Source organism: Devosia sp. MC1541 (genome assembly GCF_012847305.1).
In the GTDB taxonomy this organism is placed as follows: Bacteria; Pseudomonadota; Alphaproteobacteria; order Rhizobiales; family Devosiaceae; genus Devosia.
In genome coordinates this window covers 226,580-247,438 of sequence record NZ_JABBDZ010000001.1, presented here as the reverse complement: position 1 = coordinate 247,438, position 20,859 = coordinate 226,580, and the positions used below count along the sequence as shown (strand labels likewise).

The 20,859-nt window shown below is 57.1% G+C and carries 20 protein-coding genes; 4 read left to right on the top strand and 16 right to left on the bottom strand.

Translation table 11 applies throughout. The annotated features are described in order from the left end of the window. Positions 1 to 125: 125 nt before the first annotated feature. Entirely contained in the window at positions 126 to 1,316 is a 1,191-nt protein-coding gene (locus tag HKD40_RS01125) for a bifunctional 2-C-methyl-D-erythritol 4-phosphate cytidylyltransferase/2-C-methyl-D-erythritol 2,4-cyclodiphosphate synthase (protein ID WP_169193881.1), read from the top strand. Next, a complete protein-coding gene (locus HKD40_RS01120; RefSeq protein ID WP_169193880.1) occupies positions 1,317 to 1,820 on the top strand; it encodes a CinA family protein in 504 nt (167 codons plus the stop codon). It begins immediately after the preceding gene. Between the two features lie 142 nt (positions 1,821 to 1,962). Here HKD40_RS01120 and HKD40_RS01115 read toward each other — a convergent pair whose 3' ends face one another. Both HKD40_RS01115 and folD read right to left on the bottom strand, forming a co-directional pair. Next, positions 1,963 to 2,523 carry a DUF1643 domain-containing protein gene (locus HKD40_RS01115; RefSeq protein WP_169193879.1) on the bottom strand — a complete coding sequence of 187 codons (561 nt, stop codon included), beginning with the start codon at positions 2,521 to 2,523 and terminating at the stop codon, positions 1,963 to 1,965. Further along, entirely contained in the window at positions 2,520 to 3,422 is a 903-nt protein-coding gene (folD, locus tag HKD40_RS01110) for a bifunctional methylenetetrahydrofolate dehydrogenase/methenyltetrahydrofolate cyclohydrolase FolD (RefSeq protein WP_169193878.1), read from the bottom strand. The genes HKD40_RS01115 and folD overlap by 4 nt, the downstream gene beginning before the upstream one ends. Positions 3,423 to 3,497: 75 nt before the next feature. Here folD and HKD40_RS01105 point away from each other — a divergent pair, with 75 nt between their 5' ends. Next, positions 3,498 to 4,106 (top strand): DUF1176 domain-containing protein, encoded by a 609-nt coding sequence (locus HKD40_RS01105; protein ID WP_169193877.1) that lies wholly within the window; start codon positions 3,498 to 3,500, stop codon positions 4,104 to 4,106. 296 nt (positions 4,107 to 4,402) lie between these two features. Then, on the top strand, positions 4,403 to 5,878 hold the full coding sequence (locus HKD40_RS01100) for an AMP nucleosidase (protein WP_169193876.1): 1,476 nt from the start codon (positions 4,403 to 4,405) through the stop codon (positions 5,876 to 5,878). A 34-nt stretch (positions 5,879 to 5,912) separates the two neighbouring features. Here HKD40_RS01100 and HKD40_RS01095 read toward each other — a convergent pair whose 3' ends face one another. The 14 genes from HKD40_RS01095 to aspS all read right to left on the bottom strand — a co-directional run bounded on the left by HKD40_RS01095 (position 5,913) and on the right by aspS (position 20,839). Beyond that, the gene (locus tag HKD40_RS01095) at positions 5,913 to 6,278 is read right to left on the bottom strand and encodes a VOC family protein (RefSeq protein WP_169193875.1); all 366 of its coding nucleotides are present in this window, start codon (positions 6,276 to 6,278) and stop codon (positions 5,913 to 5,915) included. 29 nt (positions 6,279 to 6,307) lie between these two features. After that, complete coding sequence (locus HKD40_RS01090) at positions 6,308 to 6,583, bottom strand: antibiotic biosynthesis monooxygenase (RefSeq protein WP_169193874.1); 276 nt, start codon at positions 6,581 to 6,583, stop codon at positions 6,308 to 6,310. Continuing rightward, complete coding sequence (locus tag HKD40_RS01085; protein ID WP_169193873.1) at positions 6,583 to 7,026, bottom strand: type II toxin-antitoxin system RatA family toxin; 444 nt, start codon at positions 7,024 to 7,026, stop codon at positions 6,583 to 6,585. Before HKD40_RS01085 ends, HKD40_RS01090 begins: the two co-directional genes overlap by 1 nt. Continuing rightward, entirely contained in the window at positions 7,027 to 7,977 is a 951-nt protein-coding gene (lipA, locus tag HKD40_RS01080; RefSeq protein ID WP_169193872.1) for a lipoyl synthase, read from the bottom strand. It lies immediately after the preceding gene. Positions 7,978 to 8,098: 121 nt separating this feature from the next. Further along, positions 8,099 to 9,538: a dihydrolipoyl dehydrogenase gene (lpdA, locus tag HKD40_RS01075; protein ID WP_169193871.1), complete on the bottom strand. Its 1,440-nt coding sequence runs from the start codon at positions 9,536 to 9,538 to the stop codon at positions 8,099 to 8,101. Between the two features lie 23 nt (positions 9,539 to 9,561). Continuing rightward, the gene (locus tag HKD40_RS01070; protein ID WP_169193870.1) at positions 9,562 to 10,212 is read right to left on the bottom strand and encodes a GDSL-type esterase/lipase family protein; all 651 of its coding nucleotides are present in this window, start codon (positions 10,210 to 10,212) and stop codon (positions 9,562 to 9,564) included. 12 nt (positions 10,213 to 10,224) lie between these two features. Continuing rightward, the gene (locus tag HKD40_RS01065; protein WP_169193869.1) at positions 10,225 to 11,556 is read right to left on the bottom strand and encodes a pyruvate dehydrogenase complex dihydrolipoamide acetyltransferase; all 1,332 of its coding nucleotides are present in this window, start codon (positions 11,554 to 11,556) and stop codon (positions 10,225 to 10,227) included. A gap of 11 nt (positions 11,557 to 11,567) precedes the next feature. Then, positions 11,568 to 12,947, bottom strand: coding sequence for a pyruvate dehydrogenase complex E1 component subunit beta (locus HKD40_RS01060; RefSeq protein WP_169193868.1), 1,380 nt, complete (start codon positions 12,945 to 12,947; stop codon positions 11,568 to 11,570). A gap of 91 nt (positions 12,948 to 13,038) precedes the next feature. Continuing rightward, entirely contained in the window at positions 13,039 to 14,046 is a 1,008-nt protein-coding gene (pdhA, locus tag HKD40_RS01055; RefSeq protein ID WP_210256988.1) for a pyruvate dehydrogenase (acetyl-transferring) E1 component subunit alpha, read from the bottom strand. Positions 14,047 to 14,160: 114 nt separating this feature from the next. Next, the gene (locus HKD40_RS01050) at positions 14,161 to 14,559 is read right to left on the bottom strand and encodes a septum formation initiator family protein (protein ID WP_169193866.1); all 399 of its coding nucleotides are present in this window, start codon (positions 14,557 to 14,559) and stop codon (positions 14,161 to 14,163) included. Positions 14,560 to 14,625: 66 nt separating this feature from the next. Beyond that, on the bottom strand, positions 14,626 to 14,916 hold the full coding sequence (locus HKD40_RS01045) for a Dabb family protein (protein WP_169193865.1): 291 nt from the start codon (positions 14,914 to 14,916) through the stop codon (positions 14,626 to 14,628). Positions 14,917 to 14,920: 4 nt separating this feature from the next. Continuing rightward, positions 14,921 to 17,200 (bottom strand): NADP-dependent malic enzyme, encoded by a 2,280-nt coding sequence (locus tag HKD40_RS01040; RefSeq protein ID WP_282567626.1) that lies wholly within the window; start codon positions 17,198 to 17,200, stop codon positions 14,921 to 14,923. A 100-nt stretch (positions 17,201 to 17,300) separates the two neighbouring features. Then, entirely contained in the window at positions 17,301 to 18,902 is a 1,602-nt protein-coding gene (locus tag HKD40_RS01035) for an EAL domain-containing protein (protein WP_169193864.1), read from the bottom strand. Positions 18,903 to 19,048: 146 nt separating this feature from the next. Further along, complete coding sequence (aspS, locus tag HKD40_RS01030) at positions 19,049 to 20,839, bottom strand: aspartate--tRNA ligase (protein WP_169193863.1); 1,791 nt, start codon at positions 20,837 to 20,839, stop codon at positions 19,049 to 19,051. Between the last annotated feature and the right edge of the window lie 20 nt (positions 20,840 to 20,859).

The following is a 20,859-nucleotide window of genomic DNA, read 5'->3' as shown; positions in this document are numbered from 1 at the left end:
TTTTCAGTCAGGGCGCAACACGTACTGGCTGTAAAACTTGAGCAAATCAGCCCTGCTCTTGCCGCATGTCGGGCGGAGGGCTAGACCTTTAACCAATAGCGGTTCTTGTGAGTGCCTACATCGACATGTCTTCAAAATCCATAGCCGTTATCGTCGTTGCGGCCGGAAAAGGCGAACGTGCCAATGCCAATGGGATCGCCGATCCCAAGCAATACCGAGAAATCGCCGGAAAATCGGTATTGTCCAGAACCATAGAAGCGTTTCTAGGCCACGAATCTGTGACCCTCGTATTGCCCGTAATCCACCCAGATCATGCGCAACGCTATGCCGATTTGGGCTTGCACCATGAACGGCTACACGACGCAGTGCCTGGTGGAGCGACTCGTCAAGCCTCTGTGCTGGAAGGCCTAAAAGCGCTTGCCAAACTCCGCATTGACCGCGTGCTGATCCAAGATGCCGCACGTCCATTCGTTTCGCATCGCATCATAGATGATGTCATTGAAGCCCTTAAAGAGCACGATGGCGCATTGCCGACACTTCCAACAACAGACACGATCAAGCGCAGCCTTGGTGACGGTCTGATTTCCAAAACTGAAGACAGAAATCTGCTGTTCGCCGCCCAAACACCTCAGGGTTTCCGGTTCGGTCCAATCTTTTCTGCCCACATGCGCACCGGCACTGTCCGTCGAGAATTTACCGATGATGCCGAAATCGCCGAATGGGCGGGTATGCGGGTCAAAATGGTCCCTGGCGACCGCGACAATTTCAAAATTACACACCCGGAAGACTTCGCTCGTGCAGAGCGATTGCTGGCAGGAGAAACCATGTTCGAAACGCGTGTTGGCACCGGCTATGACGTGCATTATTTCGAGCCCGGTGATGCCGTATGGCTTTGTGGCGTCAAAATTCCGCACCATTCGAAGCTCAATGGCCATTCCGATGCCGACGTTGCGCTCCATGCTTTGACTGACGCTATTCTCGGGGCAATTGGCGCGGGAGACATCGGCATCCACTTCCCACCAAGTGATGAGCAGTGGCGTGGTGCTGCTTCTACAATATTCCTCAAACATGCGGGCAAGCTTGTCGCTGAACGCAAGGCACGTATCGTAAATCTGGACGTGACAATTGTTGCAGAAGCGCCGAGGATTGCAAAACACGCACCAGCCATGTGTGCAGTTATTGCTGAAACTCTCGGGATCTCGCCTTCGCGTGTCAACGTTAAGGCGACAACCAATGAAAAGCTCGGTTTCATTGGGCGAGAGGAAGGCATGGTTGCCATGGCCAGCGCGAGCATTGAGGTACCCAGGGAGGACTAGTTGGCTTCTAAATCTGCACCACTCAGCACTGCAAAACGGGTTATTTCCGCCCTTTCGGACCGGAAGCTTTCGATTGTAACCGCTGAAAGCTGCACAGGCGGCATGATCGCCGCCGCGCTGACTGATGTTCCCGGCTCTTCAGCCGCTCTCTTCGGTGGTTTCATCACCTATTCCAACGAGGCTAAGGCGAGCATGATCCATGTTCAGCCTCGCCTCATTCAGGACTATGGCGCGGTCAGCAATCAAGTTGCCCGCGCTATGGCGGACGGCGCGCGGAACACGGCCAATGCCGATATTGCCGTGTCGAGCACGGGCATTGCCGGGCCGGATGGCGGTTCAGACAAAAAGCCCGTTGGCTTGGTCTATGTCGCGGTGTCGACAGAGCTCGCCACGGTCGTCATTGAACACCAATTCGGCGACATCGGCCGCGACGAGATCCGCAAAGCAACCGTAGAGGCCGCGCTGGAACTCGTCCTGCAGGTTGTAAGCAGCGACGACGATTGATCAAGGGCTTCGTCTGTCACGTCGGCGAAGACGGCAGCGCGGTTGTGAGGACGATGGTCCAGACCAATCCCCCGCCCCTCCCATCGACATCACCCGGCGCGACCGGGTGATCCGGCCTGCCCCCACACTGATCATAATAGTCTTAGAAGCGCACCAGCTGCGTATCGCCACGAAGATAGAGCGGGTGTTTTGGGGAGCCATCGCCGTTCTTGCCGAAGCAATAAAGCGGCACTTTGGCGGCTTCCAGCGCACTCACCAGCTGCTGCCCGGCAGGCGCGAGCGCCTTGTTGAGCTTGCCGTGGCAGAGCACGACCCGCCCCGCCTTCGTTGCCAGACCTAATATGGTCGGCAGATTGACTGGCGACACTGCTTCCACGCCGTCTTCGAGCAGCATTTTGGGGTGTGTCGCGCGATAATCGCCGACGTTGCACTTCACCATGCCCTCAAAGCCTTCGCGGCGGGAGAAGCCCCACTCGCGCGCGCAAGTTGGATCATCCACACTCGCGTCGGCGGTTGATGGGTTCATGCCAATAAACAGAATATAGCGCTCGGGAAATTGCTCCCCGAGCCAACGGCGCATGACTTGTCTATAGCGGCCATCCTCGGAGATCACCGCATCGCCATTGACCCCGGCACCAAGGCGCAACCGCACCTTACCGCCCGGATCATGCGCGTCCGGCTCATATCCGAAGAGATCACTCATGCCGTGAGATCGCTCGGTGGCACAAGGCCGTTAATCAGCGATGCCGTCGTGATCGTGTTCGCCAGAAGGCACGCGATGGTCATCGGACCAACGCCACCGGGAACCGGGGTAATCGCACCCGCGACTTCCGCCGCAGCGGCGGTATCCACGTCGCCAACGAGGCGGGTTTTGCCTTCGCCCTTTTCCGGCGCCGGAATGCGATTGATGCCAACGTCGATGACTACAGCGCCTGGCTTGATCCAATCGCCCTTGACCATGTGCGGACGGCCAACAGCGGCGACCACAATGTCAGCGGCGCGGACAACGTCGGCAAGGTTTTGGGTGCGCGAGTGCGCCACGGTGACAGTGCAATTGTCGCGCAGCAACAGCTGCATCATCGGCTTACCAACAAGGTTGGACCGACCAATGATGACAGCGTTCTTGCCTTCGAGCGAGCCGAGTTCATCGCGCAGCAGCATCAGGCAGCCAAGGGGCGTGCAGGACACGGGGCCCGGCAGGCCAATCTGCACCTTACCAACGTTTTCAGCGGTAAAGCTGTCGACGTCTTTAGCCGGTGAAATCGCCTCAATGACCTTATTGCCGTCGATGTGCTTTGGCACCGGCATTTGCACCAGAATGCCATGCACGGCCGGATCATTGTTCAGCTTATGAACCAGCGCGATGAGTTCGGCTTCCGAAGCGTCGGCTGGCAATTCGTGCTTGAACGAAGCCATGCCCACTTCAGCCGTCTGCTTGGCTTTGTTGGTGACATAGACTTGGCTTGCCGGATCTTCGCCGACAATCACCACAGCGAGGCCCGGCGTAATACCGTGTTCCGTCTTGAGGCGTTCGACGTGACCTGCGACCCGCTTGCGCAAGTTTTCGGCGAAGGCTTTGCCATCGATGATTTTTGCGGTCATTTTGGCCTCATTCTGGTTCAATAACGGAAGTACATCGCGAGTCCTGCGCGATGCGCACGACATAAGGGAAGAGAAATGATCCGTCCATTGCTTTGGCTGCCTTTGATAGCGCTTTCGGTCAGCGCTGCTGCCGCAAACGATATCGACCTCAGAGAAGCTGCAACCAAATTGCACCAAGCCGCGGGCGGCGAAGTCTGTTCAGAACCAGACGAGTATTTTCAGGACGACGCTTATGGGGCCTGGGAGATTTCCTATCAGCCCAGCTGGACAGACGACGAGGAGCAAAAGCAAAAAGTCACGCTCATCAGCATGTTCTGCATGGCCGGAGCCTATAATATAACGGACAGCTACTACCTCTACACCGACACCGAAGGCCTGCGCCCCATCGCTTTCGCCCAGCCGGATATCGATGTTCGCTATGTCAATGATGACTATGAGGGCGAAGTCGAAGACATCTCCGTCAAGGGCATGGGCACGACCCTAGGTTTGGTCAATTCTCACTTCGACGAAGAGACTTTGACCATCACCGAATATTCGAAGTGGCGCGGCCTTGGCGATGCCAGCTCTGCCGGTACCTGGGTGTTCAGCGACGGCACATTTTCGCTAAAGAAATACGACGTCGACGCGAGCTATGACGGCGAAATGAACCCCGTTACGATCGTTGACTACTCAGGCGAAAACTAAATCCAAGAAAAGGCCGTCCCGCATTACTGCCGGACGGCCTCTGGGATCTTGCCTGCCGCACTGTTGAGGGCTTGGGGGACAAGCGGCTGACTTCATCCCACTCATCGCTTGCATGGGTCGTTTGCCACTGCGATGAGATGCACCAGTAGATGGCTAAGAATTACGGCAAGAAAAGTAGTGCTCACGCAAGCGTGAAGGCCGGACTTATCTCCGCCTACCGTTGAGCCAATGTCATACGGCGACTATAGTTGTGGCGCAGTTCAGAGAAACACTCTGATGAGTCCAATGAGGTATCCATGACCACGCTGTCTCCGCCGCGTCTCGAAAAGCAATCTTTCACAGATCCGGAGGCCGCTTGGGCATGCCTAGCCCAACTCTATCACCGCAACTGCGCCTTCATCCGCAGCCATCTCGAGGCTCTCACCAAGGGCACGGTGCCTGCTGGCCGCGTCCGCGCCTACTACCCGCAGGTGGAAGTGCGTTCGACCAGCTATTCCAAGCACGAAAGTACCCTTCCCTACGGCTATCTGCATACGCCGGGCATCTATCGCACCACCGTTACGGCGCCTGACCTGTTCAAGGGCTATCTCATTGACCAGTTCTCGGTGATCCTCACCAATCACGGCGGCACCATCGACATCGTTGAAAGCGACACGCCGCTGCCCTTGCACTTCGCGCTCAACCCCAATGACCATCTCGATGGTCAGGCGATCAACGCGCTGAACGTACCGCTGCGCGATGTGTTTGACGTGCCCGACCTGGCCAATACTGACGATGAGATCGCCAACGGAACCTATGTCCCGCCACGCGGTGGCCCATACCCGCTGTCAGCCTTCACAGGCCCGCGCGTCGACTATTCGCTGCAACGCCTGTCGCACTACACAGGCACCAGCCCTGAGCATTTCCAGAACTTTGTGATCTTCACGAATTACCAGTTCTACATCGACGAGTTCTGCGCCATCGCCAAAAGCCATATGGCGAAAAATCACCCGGATTATCTGCGGTTTATCGAGCCAGGAAACGTCTCGACCGATAACATGCTGACCGGCGGCGCGGTCACTGGCTCGCCACCGATCCGCACACCGCAAATGCCGGCCTATCACTTGGTGGGTGAGCGCGGTCGCGGCATCACCATGGTCAATATCGGGGTTGGTCCGTCGAACGCCAAAACCATCACCGACCACATTGCGGTGCTGCGCCCACATGCCTGGATCATGCTGGGCCACTGCGCGGGGCTCCGCAACAGCCAGGAACTGGGCGACTATGTCCTCGCCCACGCCTATGTGCGTGAGGACCACGTGCTCGACGCTGACTTGCCGCTCTCCGTGCCAATCCCAGCCTTGGCCGAAATTCAGGTCGCGCTCGAGCAGGCCGTGCACGAGATCACCGACACAGAAGGCGTCGAAACCAAGAAGATCATGCGCACCGGCACGGTCGCGACGTTTGACAACCGCAATTGGGAACTCTGGGATCAGGCCCAGATCACGCGCCAGCTCAGCCAATCACGTGCTGTGGCCCTTGATATGGAAAGCGCCACCATCGCCGCCAACGGTTTTAGGTTCCGCGTTCCCTACGGCACCTTGCTCTGCGTCTCCGACAAGCCTTTGCATGGCGAGCTAAAGCTCCCTGGCATGGCCTCCGACTTTTACCGCACACAGGTCAATCGTCATTTGCAGGTTGGATTGCGGGCGATGGAAATTCTGCGCGACCAACCCGCCGAGCGCCTGCACTCGCGCAAGCTGCGTAGTTTTGCCGAAACCGCTTTCCAGTGAACGAAATGGGCTCCCTTCGGGGAGCCTAGAGTTTTTATGGCCCGACGAGCACGAAGACGTTTCCGTCTGGCGCTTTCATCACCGCAACATGGCCGCTCTCGGTCGCAAAAGGCTCCCGAATCCATTCGACACCCGCGGCACCATGAAGCTCGGCGAAGGTCTGGCGCACGTCATCGCACAACAGCTCCACCTCGACGAGCCGAACATCAGAATTATTGCTCAAGACCATTTCTGAACTCTGAGCTTCAGGAAATTTGAGGCCAACCAAGGTCCACATTTCGCCAACTGCGAGCGGACGCTCGATGCTCCAAGCGCGAGTCAGACCAAGTTTGAGATAGAACGCCTCCGAGGCAACGATATCGTCTGTCGGAATGCAGACGCATTCGAGTTTTCTAATCATGTCGCCCGCCACGGATCAGTGGAGCGACGCTAGCGCATTTCGACGATTTTGTAATCGCGTTTGATATGAGCGCCCTCTTGGCCCCACTTGGACGCCCGCACACGAGCCTGATGAGCGTCGAAAGATGCTCGGTCCGAAAACTGCTCGAAAACGCTCCACACCAGGGGAACGTCAGTTTCCTTCACTTCAAACACCAAACAACCCGGCTCGGCCAGGGTCAGTTCTATGTGCAGGGGCAGCAGTGAGCGAACGAGGGCCGCTTCGGTTTCATTTGCGCAAATGAGGCTACCGGACAGCTCGATCATCACGCACCAAACCGTCGATCAGCTTCGTCAGAAAATGCCCGCATGATCTCTTCCTGCTTGGCAGCAAAAGCTGGCTCTGCAACGGCAGCAATAAATGGGTTGGAGATCTTAAAATCGATCTCAAATTTGACGCGCGTGCCCTGCCCTTCAGGCTCAAAGCTCCACACGCTATCGAGATAGGAAAACGGCCCATCAACCGCTTTGGCGCGAATGGTCAATGCCTCAGGGTCCATGGTCACTCGGCTGGTGTAGCCTTGCGTGATGGGACCGAAAGCAATGGTCATTTTGGCGAGAACGACGGTATCCGACTGTGCTGTCGGATCGGGGCGAACCTGCATGGCTGCGCAATTCGGGATAAAGCGCGGATAGTCGTTAAGGTCCGCCACGATCTCATACATGCGCTGGGGCAAATGAGGGACGTGGCGGTCATAAAAGCGTTTCATTCAGTGACCGAGCTTCTGCATGCGGTTGGCCTTGAGGCGCGCAAAGTCTTCGCCGGCGTGGTGAGACGAGCGGGTCAGCGGGCTGGACGATACCAACAAGAACCCCTTGGCCGTCGCAACTGTGGCAAACGACTTGAATTCTTCCGGCGTTACAAAGCGCTGCAGCGGATAGTGCTTCTTGGTCGGCTGCAGGTATTGCCCGATAGTCAAGAAGTCGACGTCGGCCGAACGCAGATCGTCCATCAGCTGCAAAACTTCGTTCCGCTCTTCGCCCAAGCCAACCATGATGCCAGACTTGGTGAAAATGGTTGGGTCGAGTTCCTTCACCCGATCCAGCAGACGGATCGAATGGAAGTAACGCGCACCCGGACGTACCTTCAAATATTTTGACGGCACGGTTTCAAGATTGTGGTTGAAGACGTCTGGCTTTGCCGCCACGACGATTTCCAAAGCCCCTTCCTTGCGGAGGAAGTCCGGGGTCAGAATTTCGATGGTGGTCTTCGGATTGAGCGCACGGATCGCCAAAATCACATCGGCAAAGTGCTGCGCACCGCCATCAGCGAGATCGTCACGGTCTACCGAGGTGATCACCACATGCTCAAGACCAAGTTTGTTGACGGCCTTAGCGACGTTTTCAGGCTCGAGCGGATCGAGTGGCCCAGGCATGCCGGTGCGGACGTTACAGAATGCACAAGCACGGGTGCAGATTTCCCCCATGATCATCATGGTCGCGTGCTTCTTGCTCCAGCACTCACCGATATTAGGGCAACCCGCTTCTTCGCAAACCGTAACGAGATTGTTCTCGCGCACGATCTGCTGGGTTTCCTTATAGATTGGCGAGCCCGGCGCTTTCACGCGGATCCAGTCCGGCTTGCGCAAGACGATACTATCGGGGCGATTGGCCTTTTCCGGGTGACGCGGCTTGGCCGAATTGTCGATGAGCGTGACCATATCAGTCCTGACTGGGAAACTTCCCGTTATATCGCTCCCTTGAGCGGCGGGTTCAACCCCAACTCACTCAGCTATTGGGCTACCCCCGCCAAAAGCGGGAGCAGCAAAGCTTGTATCGAACTTAGATGTTCAGAGCCTTACCATAGGCATCGAGCACGGATTCCTTCATCGACTCCGACAGGGTCGGATGCGGGAAGATCGTGTGCATCAGGTCTTCTTCAGTGGTTTCGAGGTTCATCGCCACCACAAAGCCCTGGATCAGCTCGGTCACTTCCGCGCCGACCATGTGCGCGCCCAAAAGCTCGCCAGTCTTGGCGTCAAAAATGGTCTTCACAAGGCCATCAGGCTCGCCCAGAGCAATCGCCTTGCCATTGCCCACGAAGGGGAAACGACCAACACGGATCTCGCGACCAGCTTCCTTGGCCTTAGCTTCGGTCAGACCGACACTAGCCACCTGTGGCTCGCAATAGGTGCAGCCCGGGATTTTGCTCTTGTCGAGGCCATGCACTGGTAGGCCCGCGATCTTTTCGACCGTGATAACCGCTTCATGCTCGGCCTTGTGCGCCAGCATTGGTGGGCCAGCAACGTCGCCGATGGCCCAGATGCCCTCGATATTGGTCTTGCCATAACCGTCGGTGACAATGGCACCGCGATCGAGCTGCACACCAACGGTCTCGAGGCCGAGGCCCTCGGTGTTGCACTGCACGCCAACCGCCGAGATCAGCTTGTCGCCAGCGATCTGCTGGGTCTTGCCGTCCTTGGTTTTAACGTGAGCGATAACGCCCGTCGCGGTCTTTTCGACCTTGGCCACCTTGGCTTCAGTGATGATCTTGATGCCGCGTTTTTCCAAACGCTTGCGCACGAGACCGGAAATTTCAGCGTCTTCCACCGGCATGATCTGCGAAAGCAGTTCGATAACGGTCACTTCCGCGCCAAGCGAACGGTAGAAGGATGCGAACTCGATACCAATCGCGCCCGAGCCCATAACCACCAACGACTTCGGCATGGCGGCAGGCTTCAGCGCTTCAAAATAGGTCCAAATCTTATCGCCATCGGCTTCAATGCCCGGCAGCTGACGCGGACGTGCACCAGTGGCGATAATGATGTTCTTGGCCTTGTAGGTGCCCTCGCCCAGCGCATTCTTCGGCACAGGGCCCTGCGGCTGAACAATCGCCTTCTTGGTCGGGGAAACCTTGACTTCACCGGCCTTGGTGATGGTCGCTTCGCCCCAGATGATGTCGACCTTGTTCTTCTTCATCAGGAACTGCACGCCATTGTTCATCTGCGCAGCAATCGCGCGCGAACGGGCCACAATACCGTCGAGGTCAAAGCCGAACTTTTCAGCCGTAAGGCCATAGTCTTTGGCGTGGGTCATGTGACCGTAGATTTCGGCAGAGCGCAGCAGCGCCTTGGTCGGGATACAGCCCCAGTTGGAGCAGATGCCAGCCATATGCTCGCGCTCAATGATCCCCACCTTCATCCCGAGCTGCGCGCCACGAATGGCTGCGATGTAACCGCCGGGACCGGCGCCGATAACGAGAAGGTCGTATTGGTCAGCCATGAGGGCCTCCACGAATTTTTGAGTCAAAGACCCAGTGTCTGTTTAACAAGCGGCACAAGACCGAGACCAATCGCGCGTGTATTCGCTTCATCGAGGTGAACACCATCACGCGGGTCTGCCTGCGCAACTGTCGAAGCGTCGAAAAAGCCCGTGTTCAGCTCAGCCGCGCGACGCGCATAATGCTCGGCGAACAGCTGTGACTGGCTCGACGCATGCGCAAAGCCACCGAAATGGCCGATCATATCGGCATGGTCGGTGTCACAAATATGAGGTGGCGCGGCGATGATGATCGCAGGCGCAGCAATCGCCTTGCCTGCTGCATGCTCGCGAATGATCTGAACCAGCCGCCGGATACCAAAGGATGCCTGCAAGGCCGAGCCATTGATGGCTGGCTTGAGGTCATTGGTGCCGAGCATGATGATGACGAGATCGAGCGGGGAATGGCTTTCCAGCAAGGTCGGCAGAATGCGCCCACCATTGCGATCGCCCGGAGCAAACCAGTCGTCGCAAACGGTGGTGCGACCACCCATGCCCTCGGCAATCACCCGTGCAGCCCCGCCAAGCCCCTGTTCAAGCGCAGTCGGCCAGCGGTGTTCATAGGCGTGACGCGGGCCACCCGTTACCGGATTGGCCCCGTACGTCAGGCTGTCGCCAAAGGCGAGAATGGTCTTCATCGCCAAACCCCTTTACGCCAGCATCATCACCGGGTTTTCAATCAGGCTCTTGAACACGCCCAAGAGTTCCGCACCCAGCGCGCCGTCAACGGCACGGTGGTCACAGGAGAGCGTGACGGTCATGAACTGACCGATCTTGATCTGACCGTTTTCTGGGTAAACGCGCTCTGCGCCCGCACCCACAGCCAGGATCGTGCCATGCGGCGGGTTGATCACAGCCGAGAAGGTTTTGATGCCGAACATCCCGAGGTTCGACACAGAAGACGAACCGCCTTGATATTCCTGTGGCGCGAGCTTCTTGTTCTTCGCGCGGGTCGCCAGATCCTTCACCGCATCAGAGATTTCGCGCAGCGTCTTGGTATCTGCCGAACGCACCACTGGGGTGAAGAGACCACCTGGCACCGACACGGCAACCGCCACGTCCGAACGCTTGTGATAGAGGATCGCGTCACCTGCCCAAGTCGCATTGGCCATTGGCACGCGCTGCAGCGCCACAGCCCAAGCCTTCATGACGAAGTCATTGACCGAGAGCTTGAAGGCTGGCTTGCCGTCCTTGTTCTTCGGAGCCGAGGCATTGATCTGCTCGCGCGCGGCCATGAGCGCATCGATCTTGCAATCGAGCGTCAGGTAGAAGTGCGGAACCGACTGCTTGCTTTCGGTGAGGCGCGCCGCCACGACCTTGCGCATGCCATCGGCAGGAACCAGCTCGTAGGTGCCTTCTTCGTAAAGCGCCAAGACCTGAGCCTTGGTCATGCCTGCCGAAATCGTGCCAGCAGAAGATGGGGTCGAAGCTGGAGCAGAAGCCGCAGCCTTGAGCGGGGTCTTGCCCGACTTTGCCGCTTCAACGTCAGCCTTGATCACGCGGCCCTTTGGACCCGTGCCCGAAACCGAACCGATTTCGATGCCAGCTTCCTTGGCAAGGCGCTTTGCCAATGGCGAAGCGAAGACGCGACTACCTTCGGCCTTGGCCGGAGCCGGAGCTGCCGCCTTTGGTGCTTCTGCCATCGCAGCAGGCGCTGGCACAGGTGCAGCGGCTTTTGGCTGTTCAGCCTTTGGCGCTGGCGCTGCGGCCGGAGCCGCATCTGCCGCCGAAGCCTCTTCACCGTCCTGCAGGAGAACCGCGATAACCGCGTTCACCTTGACGTTGTCAGTGCCTTCGGCAACCAAGATCTTACCGATCTTGCCTTCATCGACAGCTTCCACTTCCATGGTCGCCTTGTCGGTTTCAATTTCCGCGATAACGTCGCCGGAGGAGACGCTGTCCCCTTCCTTAACGTGCCACTTGGCGAGCTTGCCCTCTTCCATCGTCGGAGAGAGCGCCGGCATGGTGATGTTAATTGGCATCCGGCTTCTCCTTAAGAGCGATAGGTCACAGCATTGACCGCTGCGATCACATCGTCAACGCTTGGCAGCGCCAGCTTTTCAAGGTTCGCAGCGTAAGGCATTGGCACGTCCTTGCCAGTCACGCGGGTCACCGGCGCGTCGAGATAATCGAACGCCTGTTCCATGACGACGGCAGCGATTTCCGCGCCGATACCACCCTGCGGCCAACCCTCTTCAACCGTCACCAAGCGCCCGGTCTTCTTGACCGATGCAATAATGGTATCGGTGTCCATTGGGCGGAGGGTACGCAGGTCAATCAGTTCAACGTCAACGCCAGCCGCGACCAGCTTTTCGGTTGCCAGAGTAGCGTAGCGCATGCCCATGGAGAACGACACGATGGTGACGTCCTTACCCTGACGGGCAACACGAGCCTTACCGATTGGCAGAACGAAATCATCCATCTTCGGCACGAGGCCAGTGGAGTTATAAAGGATTTCGTTTTCGAGGAAGATGATCGGGTTTGGCGACTTGATCGCAGCCTTCAACAGGCCCTTGGCGTCAGCGGCGCTGTAAGGCGCGATAACGGTCAGACCCGGAACATGGCTGTACCATGCCGAGTAGTCTTGGCTGTGCTGCGCGCCCACGCGTGCTGCCGCGCCGTTCGGGCCACGGAACACCATAGGTGCCGTCACCTGACCGCCGGACATATAGAGCTGCTTTGCAGCCGAGTTGATGATCTGGTCGATGGCCTGCATGCCAAAATTCCAGGTCATGAATTCAACGATTGGTTTCAGGCCAGCAAAGGCCGCACCAACCGCGAGACCGGCAAAACCGTGCTCGGTAATCGGGGTATCGATAACGCGCTGCGGCCCAAATTCCTGCAGCAGGCCCTGAGTGACCTTATAGGCGCCCTGATATTCAGCGACTTCTTCACCCATGATGAAGACGTTGCCATCAGCGCGCATTTCTTCTGCCATGGCTTCGTTCAGCGCCTGACGAACGGTGAGCTCCACCATTTCGACGCCTTCCGGCAGGTCCGGATCGTTCTGCGCGACAAACTTTGGCGCTTCCGTGGCTGGTGCCGCCGCAACGGGCGCATCAGCGGCAGGAGCCGCAGTGTCCGTAGTGGTCGCTTCAACGGCAGCCGGAGCCGCCTTTTCGCCGGCCACTTCGCCTTCAGCCAGAATGACGGCGATCGGGGTGTTGACCTTTACGCCTTCAGTGCCGTCGGCGATCAAGATTTCCGAAACAGTGCCTTCGTCGACCGCTTCAACTTCCATCGTCGCCTTATCGGTTTCGATTTCCGCCAGCACATCGCCAGACTTTACGACATCACCAACTTTTACCAGCCACTTGGCCAGCTTGCCTTCTTCCATAGTGGGAGACAGGGCGGGCATGAGGATTTGGGGCATATTTGCTCTCCAGAATTTCTAACGCCGGGCTTTTTGAAGCCGCACGGCGAAACTCAACTTGTTTGGGGGCTCGGCGCGCGGCCGAGCCGGCTCATGCCTCGATAGTGATATCGGTCCAGAGCTCCTTAGGATCGGGCTCTGCATCATTGGTCGCGAAGTCCGCCGCTTCAGTGACGACAGCGCGGATATCGGTTTCGATCTTCTTGAGATCATCTTCCGTCACAATACCGGCTTCCAGAAGACGCGCGCGGACCTGTTCGATCGGGTCACGTTCCTGGCGATACTTCGTCACTTCGTCCTTGGAGCGATATTTCGCCGGATCGGACATGGAGTGACCACGGTAACGATAGGTCAGCATTTCAAGAATGAACGGGCCCTTGCCCGAACGAGCATGCTCGATGGCGCGCTTGGCGGCATCATAGACCATGCGGACGTCCATGCCATCGACCTGCTCGCCGTCGATGCCGAAGGAAGCGCCGCGCATGGAGAAATCGGTTGTTGCAGCAGCACGCTCGATGGAGGTCCCCATGGCGTACTTGTTATTTTCGATCACATAAACGACCGGCAGGTTCCAGAGCTTGGCCATATTGAAGCTCTCATAGACCTGACCTTGGTTGGCCGCGCCGTCACCAAAATAGGCAATCGAAACACCGCCATCACCCTTGTACTTATTGGCAAAGCCCAGACCGGTGCCGAGCGCAACCTGCGCACCCACGATACCGTTGCCGCCGTAGAACTTGTGCTCGTTCGAGAACATGTGCATCGAGCCGCCCTTGCCGCGCGACAGGCCGCCCTGCCGACCGGTCAGTTCAGCCATGACGCTCTTAGGGTCGAGACCCATAACCAGCATGTGCCCGTGATCACGATAGCCGGTAATCTGCGCATCAAGGCCCTTTTCCGAGGCCATGGTGATGCCGGTCACAACAGCTTCCTGACCGATATAGAGGTGGCAGAAACCGCCGATCAGGCCCATGCCATACATCTGGCCGGCCTTTTCTTCGAAACGCCGAATAAGCAGCATTTCGCGGAACGCTTCGAGGTCCTGCTCGCTAGAAAACTGAGGGACGTTGGGCTGTGAGGCCGTTGCCTTGCGCGCCATGCTGCACTCCGCTTGGGTCGGGGTCGTATGCGATTGGCCCATCAGGCCATTTCACGCACCTTACCGCAAGCGTCTCTATAATAACATTCCGCAATGCGAATTTAAAAAACTCTATTAGAGCGTTGAATCCGCTTCAATAATAGACCTTAACTCAGAATCGATTAATTCTTGGAATTTACCGGAAACTGGTTTACCGTTATCTGGGTTCACCATGACCAAAATATCGTCGGTATGCGCCATGTTGAGCAATGCCCGCGCCCGCTCCGTGATAAGGTCTGGATCGAGATGTTTTGGGTTCATCAACTGAACGCGATGCTTAAAGGCGTCGATCTCGGCTTGCAGTGCCGAGGATTTATCCTCAAGCACCTGAATGTCCTCAATTATCTGAGCACGATTTTCGATCCCGAACTGCCCGGAAATAGCCGAATAACCAAGATACCCCTGCACGCCGAGCAGAGCCGCTGTAAAAGCAAGATGGCGCCAGAACGGCGGGCGTTTAAGACGTGTTGGCATGGCGAAACCTTATAGATACGCCATTATCCGCGACGAGCCTTAATGTCCGGTTAGGGACCACACAGCTTATAGCGCTGTGTAGTCGATCTCTTGGAACCCCAACACTTCGGGCACCCACCGATCCCGCACGAAAGCGACGTGATGCGGGTGGTCGTTATAGAATTGATAGGCCTCAGAATTTGCAAATTCCATTGAGAACCCAAAGGCGAAGTCCGCCTTGGGGCTGACCTGACGGAGCTGCTCGAAAGCTTCAACACCCGGAATGTCCGCAAGAATTTTCGCTGCAGTCAGGAAGTCGGCCTCTTCAGCAGAGCCCGACTCATGACGCAGAGTGAATACAACCGTATGACGGATCAAAGCCTTACCCCTGTACAGCTTCATTGGCCGCGATAGCAGCCATGTTGACGATACCACGACTGGTCACTGAGGGTGCCAGAATATGGGCTGGCGCTTTGGTCCCCATCAGGATCGGCCCAACAGCCAGAGCATTGGTCATCTCCTTGAGCAAGGTCGCCGACAGGTTTGCAGCGTCGAGATCTGGGAAGACCAGCAGATTGGCTTCGCCCTTTAGTACCGAATCCGGAATGTAGCGCTCGCGCAACTCTTCGTTCAGCGCCAAATCGCCCTGCATTTCGCCATCGACAATGAAGTCCGGCGCGACGCGTTTGAGCTTTTTGTAGACCTCGCGCATTTTGTAAGCGCTTTCGCCATCGCGCGACCCAAAGTTCGAATAGCTGAGCAAGGCAGCTCGCGCCTCAATGTTGAAGCGCTTGAGGTGCTGACGTGCCTGCAAAGCAATTGCGACGATTTCATCAGCACTTGGGTTCTGATTAACGTAGGTGTCCGTAAGGAAGAAGGCACCGCGCGGCATGATCAGCATCGAAAGCGCTGAAACCGTGTTCAGCCCGTCCTGCAAACCAATGACAGAGCCAATGTCGCGGGCATGTTTGATAAACCGCCCTTGCAAGCCACAGAGCATCGCATCAGCCTCGCCGCGCTTTACGGCCAGCGCGCCAATCACCGTCGTATTGGTGCGCACAATATGGCGCGCTGTGTCGGGCGTCACGCCATCCCGGCCAACCAGTGAATGGAAGAGACTGACGTAATCGCGGTAACGCGGATCGTCTTCGGGATTGATGACTTCAAAATCCCTGCCCGGCTTAATCGACAGACCGAAGCGCTCGATACGCGCTTCAAGAACCGCCGGACGTCCGATCAGAATTGGCCGCGCAATCCGCTCTTCGAGCAGCACTTGAGTGGCCCGCAGCACGCGCTCATCTTCACCATCGGCGAAGGCCACGCGCTTTTCCTGCCCCCGCGCCCGATCAATGATCGGCTTCATCACGAGGCCAGAGCGGAACACAAAGCGGTTGAGACCGTCGAGATAGGCAGCCCAATCTTCAATCGGCTTCTTGGCCACGCCGGTTTCCATCGCGGCGCGCGCCACAGCCGGCGCGATGCGCAAGATCAGGCGCTGATCGAAGGGATTTGGGATAATGTGCTCCGGCCCATAGACGGCAGGCGCACCGGAAGGCGAAACCTCTAATCCCGGTTCGTGCGCTAACTTGGCAATCGCCCGCACTGCAGCCAGCTTCATTTCTTCGTTGATCGTCGTGGCGTGCACATCCAGCGCGCCACGGAAAATGAAGGGGAAGCAGAGGACGTTATTGACCTGATTGGGATAGTCCGAGCGCCCAGTACACACCATGGCGTCTGGACGAATTTGCTTTGCAACTTCCGGCATAACTTCCGGCGTCGGATTAGCCAGAGCCAGAATGAGTGGATTAGACGCCATCTTGGCAATCATCTCTGGCGAGAGCACGCCGGGAGCGGAGAGCCCCAGAAAAACGTCTGCGCCGTCGATTACTTCCGCCAGCGTTGTCGCCTCAGAGGTCCGGCGGAATCGCGACCGCCATTTGTCATTCACGTCGTTGCGCTTGTGGGTGACGAGGCCGTCTTTGTCGGCCACCCAGATATTTTCGATTTTGGCGCCAAGACCAACCAGAACATTGAGGCATGCAATGGCCGCTGCCCCTGCCCCTGATGTGCAGATTTTGACGTCTTCAATACGCTTGCCCGCCAGCTCCAGGCCGTTGAGCACTGCGGCACCGACAATAATTGCCGTCCCGTGCTGATCGTCATGGAACACCGGGATTGGCATGCGCTCGCGCAGCTGCTCTTCAATTTCGAAGCAATCGGGCGCGCGAATATCTTCGAGATTGATGCCGCCAAATGTCGGCCAGAGCGGCGCTACCGCGTCAATGAACTTCTGTGGGTTTAGCTCGTCGATTTCGAGATCGAAGACGTCGATGCCTGCGAACTTCTTGAACAGAACCGCTTTGCCTTCCATCACAGGCTTAGATGCCAGCGCACCAATATTGCCTAGGCCGAGCACAGCAGTTCCGTTGGAAATCACTGCAACAAGGTTTTGCCGCGAGGTGTAGCGGGCCACGCTATCGGGATTGGCAGCGATCTCCTCGCAAGGCGCAGCAACGCCCGGGGAATAGGCGAGCGCCAGGTCGCGCTGATTGCCCAAAGGTTTTAGCGGCTGAATCTCGAGCTTGCCGGGTTTGGGAAACTCATGAAAATGCAACGCTGCATCACGCAGCGCTTTGCGCTGTTCATTCACATCCGAGGACACGACTTATCTCCCAAACTCTCGTCTGGGAGCGTACGTGCCACCGATTCACGGCAATGAAAAGACCAAGTGCGGCATTTTGTGTCGCACCAATGCAATCGGGTTAATTGGCTGTCGCAACCCGTGCGAGAACGTCACGCGCATTTCCACCCGAGCGATGGAGGGCCGTGGCCAATTCGATGAAGATTTTAGCCTTGAGTGCGGGTGCAAAAATATAGCCCTGAGCATGAACGACGCCATGCGCGCGAAGGTAGAGCGCTTGCTCTTCCGTTTCGACGCCTTCAGCAACAATCTCGCAATCAAGGTCTTTGCCCATGGCAATCAGGCCATCGAGCACTGGCACCTGGGTGGTGTCTTTCTTGATCATATCGACAAAGATGCGATCGATCTTAATCACGTCAACGCCAAGCGTCGCGAGGTACGCAAGGTTTGAATGCCCCGTACCGACGTCATCCATCGCCAGACGGCAACCCAGCGCGTGGAGACCTGAAATCACGCTCGTCGCGGCTAGTGTATTGCGCAGCGGACGGCGCTCAGTGATTTCAAAAACCAGCTGACGGTAGCTAATCGGCGAATTGCCAAAAATAGCCTGAACGTCCTCCACAATCCCGCCATCGCGGAAATGACCCTCAAACAGATTTATGGAGATCTTGAAGTTCGGAATCGTCTTGCAGAGTTCCGAGAGATCGCCTCGAACCTGCTGCATCAGCGAAACCGTCATCGGAATAGCGAGACCGGTATTCTCAGCGTATTCGATAAAACTGTTCGGCGGTACAACGCGGCCATTAGGCTTTTCCCAACGGCACAACACCTCACAACCAACCAGATCGCCCGTGCGAAGATTGATGACGGGCTGATAATACGGCTTGATTTCATTCCGCTCGATTGCACGTTCCAGATTGAAAGCTGGAACGCGGGAGCGACGGAAATAACTCAGGACCCCGAGCAAGAACGCGCCGCTGAGCAGTGCCGCAAGAACGGTAAAGACGAGGTCCAAATCGCGGTAATGCGAACGGGCAACGTCAAACGGGATCGCAAGCTCAACCTTAATCGGGAACTGAGAGGCGTAACCTGCAGCGAGAATAAAGTCGTCCGGCGCCTTGTCGGCCTCAAACTCACCGCTAGTCCCCAGCACCAAAACAGGTTGGTTATTGGTCAGCGAGAACCGCTTCATCGTTGAAGGCGCCATGGTCCGCAGATGCGATTCAATGCTCTGTGGCAGAAGCGGCACAAACACAGAGAGCTTGCGAGTTTCCCCGATCTCCTGTGTGATCTTCAAAACTGGCGCGTCCATCGCGCCATAGCGCACGACAGTCAGTGTCTCTGACTGGCCTGGAATTGGCAGCGCTGTCGAAAGCGGAGCATAGGTGACGCCTGTACCGAACGCGTCGCAATACTGGGTGCCATCACTATTCTCGACGACGAATTGAAGCACGCTGACATTGTTCTGAACCGCCGCCTGAGCGTTCTGGACAAAGGTCTGTGCGCACAAGGACGGGCTGTCGGACCATACTTTACGAAGCGCGGCTACACCCTCTGAAGCCGAGGACGCAACAGTGGAACTGTCCACGCTGACGTGCCGCTCGGCCACCGACTTTTCCCGATGCTCTACATAGGCGTCGATGACAAAATCGACGGCGACGATTGGCACCAGCGCTACGGCCGCGCCGAGTAACATCAGCAGGTGCGAGATGTTGAACTTCACGACCGAGAATCCGTTTCAGAGGAGAACGTTAGCTTTTTATGCCGTGTTGGCTTTCCGAGCAATTAACACATGGTCGGGGGGCCAACGTATGCACAAAACAAAAGACGCCCCGGAGGGCGTCTTTCAAAAAACACTTCGCGTGAAGCTTAGCTTTGTACGTTCAAGCGGATGCTGAGCTCGCGCAATTGCTTGTTGTCCGCGGGGCTTGGTGCGCCCATGAGAAGGTCTTCCGCCTGCTGGTTCATCGGGAAGGCCGTGATTTCACGCAGGTTTTGCGCGCCACACAGCAGCATCACGATACGGTCGATACCAAAGGCTGCACCGCCATGCGGAGGCGCGCCGTACTGGAACGCACGATAGAGACCACCGAACTGCTCTTCGACTTCCTCACGGCTCTTGCCGGTGATTTCGAAGGCCTTGACCATGGTTTCCGGCTCCTGATTACGGATCGAGCCAGAAGCAATTTCAAAGCCGTTGCAGACAGCGTCGTACTGGTAAGCCTTGAGCGAAAGCGGATCCGCCGAGTTCAGGGCATCAATGCCACCCTGCGGCATGGAGAACGGATTGTGCGCAAAGTCGACGCGCTTTTCTTCTTCGCTCCACTCGTAGAATGGGAAGTCGACGATCCAGCACAGTGCATACTGTTCGGTGTCGACGACGCCGAGATCGGTACCGACCTTGGTGCGGGCTTCACCTGCGAACTTGTAGAACTTCTCTGGACGACCAGCGACGAAGAACACAGCATCCCCATCGGTGAGGCCGAGCTGAGCCGCGATAGCTGCTGTGCGTTCTTCACCAATGTTCTTGGCGATCGGACCAGAACCAGCACCTTCTTTGAAGAAGATATAGCCAAGGCCTGGCTGACCTTCGCCCTGCGCCCATGCGTTCATACGATCGCAGAAAGCACGGCCGATTGGCTCAGCACCCGCCTTGTTCTTGGCCGGAACAGCCCAAACTTCAACCTTTGGATCAGCTTCGATCTGGTTTGCAAAAACCTTGAAGCCTGAACCAACGAAGTGCTCGGTAACGTTCTGCAATTCGATCGGGTTACGCAGGTCTGGCTTGTCCGAGCCATACTTACGGATCGCGGTATCGTAAGGAATACGCGGCCAGTTCTTGGTGACGCGCTTGCCCTCGGCGAACTTTTCGAACACGTCGGTGATGACGGGCTCAACAGTGTTCCAGACGTCTTCCTGAGTGACAAAGCTCATTTCTAGGTCGAGCTGGTAGAACTCGCCCGGCAGACGGTCTGCACGTGGATCTTCATCGCGGAAGCATGGTGCCACCTGGAAGTAGCGGTCAAAGCCAGCAACCATCAGCAGCTGTTTGTACTGCTGCGGAGCCTGCGGCAGCGCGAAGAACTTACCGGGGTGGATACGGCTTGGCACGAGGAAGTCGCGCGCGCCTTCTGGGGACGACGCGGTCAGAATCGGGGTCGAGAATTCGGTAAAGCCAGCGTCACCCATGCCCGAACGCATCGCCGAGATAACGCGGGTGCGCTTCAGGATGTTGTTGTGCAGCTTCTCGCGACGCAGGTCGAGGAAGCGGTAACGCAGGCGAATGTCTTCTGGGTATTCCGCGTCGCCGAAAACGGGCAGCGGCAATTCCTTGGCAACGGACAAAACTTCGATGTCGCGGATGAAAATCTCAATCGCGCCAGTCGAAATATTGGTGTTCACTGCCGATGGATCACGTGGCTTCACTTCGCCATCGATACGCAGAACCCATTCAGAGCGTACTTTTTCAGCGGTGCTGAATGCAGCAGAATCGGGGTCGATCACGCATTGGGTGATGCCATAGTTGTCGCGAAGGTCGATAAACAGCAGACCGCCGTGATCGCGAACACGGTGCACCCAGCCTGATAGGCGCACATTATTGCCAGCATCATTCGCTGTGAGGGCACCACAGGTGTGGGAACGATAGCGATGAAGTGTCATGTCAATGCTCGGAAATAGCT

Bases quoted from the DNA above. Each gene is read 5' to 3' on its own strand.
- HKD40_RS01125 (WP_169193881.1), top strand. From the start codon at position 126: ATGTCTTCAAAATCCATAGCCGTTATCGTCGTTGCGGCCGGAAAAGGC.
- HKD40_RS01115 (WP_169193879.1), bottom strand. From the start codon at position 2,523: ATGAGTGATCTCTTCGGATATGAGCCGGACGCGCATGATCCGGGCGGT.
- folD (WP_169193878.1), bottom strand. From the start codon at position 3,422: ATGACCGCAAAAATCATCGATGGCAAAGCCTTCGCCGAAAACTTGCGC.
- HKD40_RS01105 (WP_169193877.1), top strand. From the start codon at position 3,498: ATGATCCGTCCATTGCTTTGGCTGCCTTTGATAGCGCTTTCGGTCAGC.
- HKD40_RS01100 (WP_169193876.1), top strand. From the start codon at position 4,403: ATGACCACGCTGTCTCCGCCGCGTCTCGAAAAGCAATCTTTCACAGAT.
- HKD40_RS01095 (WP_169193875.1), bottom strand. From the start codon at position 6,278: ATGATTAGAAAACTCGAATGCGTCTGCATTCCGACAGACGATATCGTT.
- HKD40_RS01090 (WP_169193874.1), bottom strand. From the start codon at position 6,583: ATGATCGAGCTGTCCGGTAGCCTCATTTGCGCAAATGAAACCGAAGCG.
- HKD40_RS01085 (WP_169193873.1), bottom strand. From the start codon at position 7,026: ATGAAACGCTTTTATGACCGCCACGTCCCTCATTTGCCCCAGCGCATG.
- lipA (WP_169193872.1), bottom strand. From the start codon at position 7,977: ATGGTCACGCTCATCGACAATTCGGCCAAGCCGCGTCACCCGGAAAAG.
- lpdA (WP_169193871.1), bottom strand. From the start codon at position 9,538: ATGGCTGACCAATACGACCTTCTCGTTATCGGCGCCGGTCCCGGCGGT.
- HKD40_RS01070 (WP_169193870.1), bottom strand. From the start codon at position 10,212: ATGAAGACCATTCTCGCCTTTGGCGACAGCCTGACGTACGGGGCCAAT.
- HKD40_RS01065 (WP_169193869.1), bottom strand. From the start codon at position 11,556: ATGCCAATTAACATCACCATGCCGGCGCTCTCTCCGACGATGGAAGAG.
- HKD40_RS01060 (WP_169193868.1), bottom strand. From the start codon at position 12,947: ATGCCCCAAATCCTCATGCCCGCCCTGTCTCCCACTATGGAAGAAGGC.
- pdhA (WP_210256988.1), bottom strand. From the start codon at position 14,046: ATGGCGCGCAAGGCAACGGCCTCACAGCCCAACGTCCCTCAGTTTTCT.
- HKD40_RS01050 (WP_169193866.1), bottom strand. From the start codon at position 14,559: ATGCCAACACGTCTTAAACGCCCGCCGTTCTGGCGCCATCTTGCTTTT.
- aspS (WP_169193863.1), bottom strand. From the start codon at position 20,839: ATGACACTTCATCGCTATCGTTCCCACACCTGTGGTGCCCTCACAGCG.